The sequence below is a fragment of the Klebsiella indica genome (assembly GCF_005860775.1).
In the GTDB taxonomy this organism is placed as follows: domain Bacteria; phylum Pseudomonadota; class Gammaproteobacteria; order Enterobacterales; family Enterobacteriaceae; genus Klebsiella; species Klebsiella indica.
The window spans coordinates 1-2263 of sequence record NZ_VCHQ01000066.1 but is presented as its reverse complement, the minus strand read 5'-3'; the positions used below and the strand labels follow the sequence as shown (position 1 = coordinate 2263).

The following is a 2263-nucleotide window of genomic DNA, read 5'->3' as shown; positions in this document are numbered from 1 at the left end:
GCGTTGTTCCGTACTCGCGATGCTCATGGACATTCAGTCCACTGTGCTCGCTGCGTGCGGTACGCCTTGTCTTCACATCGCTCACATCACCTTTTACAGTGTCATCTTCTGATTGCGATAATTTGAGAGACCCGAACACACTTATTCAGTGTGTCGTTTCAATTTTCAGCTTGATCCAGATTTTTAAAGAGCAAATATCTCAAACGTCACCCGAAGATGAGTTTTGAGATATCATCGGTTGTGCCTTTCACTCACGAACCAGCAAGTGGCGTCCCCTAGGGGATTCGAACCCCTGTTGCCGCCGTGAAAGGGCGGAGTCCTAACCGCTAGACGAAGGGGACACAAAGTGTCTCGACTTCGCAGCCGTCTTGCTTCTTACTTTTCATCAGACAATCTGTGTGAGCACTGCAAAGGCAGGTTCTTCAGGTAAGGAGGTGATCCAACCGCAGGTTCCCCTACGGTTACCTTGTTACGACTTCACCCCAGTCATGAATCACAAAGTGGTAAGCGCCCTCCCGAAGGTTAAGCTACCTACTTCTTTTGCAACCCACTCCCATGGTGTGACGGGCGGTGTGTACAAGGCCCGGGAACGTATTCACCGTGGCATTCTGATCCACGATTACTAGCGATTCCGACTTCGTGGAGTCGAGTTGCAGACTCCAGTCCGGACTACGACGCACTTTATGAGGTCCGCTTGCTCTCGCGAGGTCGCTTCTCTTTGTATGCGCCATTGTAGCACGTGTGTAGCCCTGGTCGTAAGGGCCATGATGACTTGACGTCATCCCCACCTTCCTCCAGTTTATCACTGGCAGTCTCCTTTGAGTTCCCGGCCKRACCGCTGGCAACAAAGGATAAGGGTTGCGCTCGTTGCGGGACTTAACCCAACATTTCACAACACGAGCTGACGACAGCCATGCAGCACCTGTCTCACAGTTCCCGAAGGCACATTCTCATCTCTGAAAACTTCTGTGGATGTCAAGACCAGGTAAGGTTCTTCGCGTTGCATCGAATTAAACCACATGCTCCACCGCTTGTGCGGGCCCCCGTCAATTCATTTGAGTTTTAACCTTGCGGCCGTACTCCCCAGGCGGTCGACTTAACGCGTTAGCTCCGGAAGCCACGCCTCAAGGGCACAACCTCCAAGTCGACATCGTTTACAGCGTGGACTACCAGGGTATCTAATCCTGTTTGCTCCCCACGCTTTCGCACCTGAGCGTCAGTCTTTGTCCAGGGGGCCGCCTTCGCCACCGGTATTCCTCCAGATCTCTACGCATTTCACCGCTACACCTGGAATTCTACCCCCCTCTACAAGACTCCAGCCTGACAGTTTCGAATGCAGTTCCCGGGTTGAGCCCGGGGATTTCACATCCGACTTGTCAGACCGCCTGCGTGCGCTTTACGCCCAGTAATTCCGATTAACGCTTGCACCCTCCGTATTACCGCGGCTGCTGGCACGGAGTTAGCCGGTGCTTCTTCTGCGGGTAACGTCAATCAGTAAGGTTATTAACCTCACCGCCTTCCTCCCCGCTGAAAGTACTTTACAACCCGAAGGCCTTCTTCATACACGCGGCATGGCTGCATCAGGCTTGCGCCCATTGTGCAATATTCCCCACTGCTGCCTCCCGTAGGAGTCTGGACCGTGTCTCAGTTCCAGTGTGGCTGGTCATCCTCTCAGACCAGCTAGGGATCGTCGCCTTGGTGAGCCGTTACCYCACCAACAAGCTAATCCCATCTGGGCACATCCGATGGCAAGAGGCCCTAAGGTCCCCCTCTTTGGTCTTGCGACRTTATGCGGTATTAGCTACCGTTTCCAGTAGTTATCCCCCTCCATCGGGCAGTTYCCCAGACATTACTCACCCGTCCGCCACTCGTCACCCGAGAGCAAGCTCTCTGTGCTACCGTTCGACTTGCATGTGTTAGGCCTGCCGCCAGCGTTCAATCTGAGCCATGATCAAACTCTTCAATTTAAGTTTGATGCTCGTGAATTAAACTTCGTAATGAATTACGTGTTCACTCAGAGACTTGGTATTCATTTATTGTCCGAAGACRTTAAGAATCCATGTCACTTTGAGTGCCCACACAGATTGTCTGATAAATTGTTAAAGAGCAGTTGCGACGCGCTTCAGCGCTCTGTCGCGAGGTGGCGTATTATACGCTTTCCTCATTCAGAGTCAAGCGTTAATTTTTGCTTTTCCCTGTCGGCTTTTACGGTGACTTTTCACCGCTTAACCCCGCTGACCCGGCGGCTTGCGTGCCGTTGTTC

General features: G+C 52.6%; 1 tRNA gene and 1 rRNA gene. Both read right to left on the bottom strand.

Features of this window, described 5'->3' with window-relative positions:
• Positions 1 to 266: 266 nt before the first annotated feature.
• Positions 267 to 341 (bottom strand) — tRNA-Glu (locus FE839_RS24465).
• 86 nt (positions 342 to 427) lie between these two features.
• Positions 428 to 1967 (bottom strand): 16S ribosomal RNA (locus FE839_RS24460).
• Between the last annotated feature and the right edge of the window lie 296 nt (positions 1968 to 2263).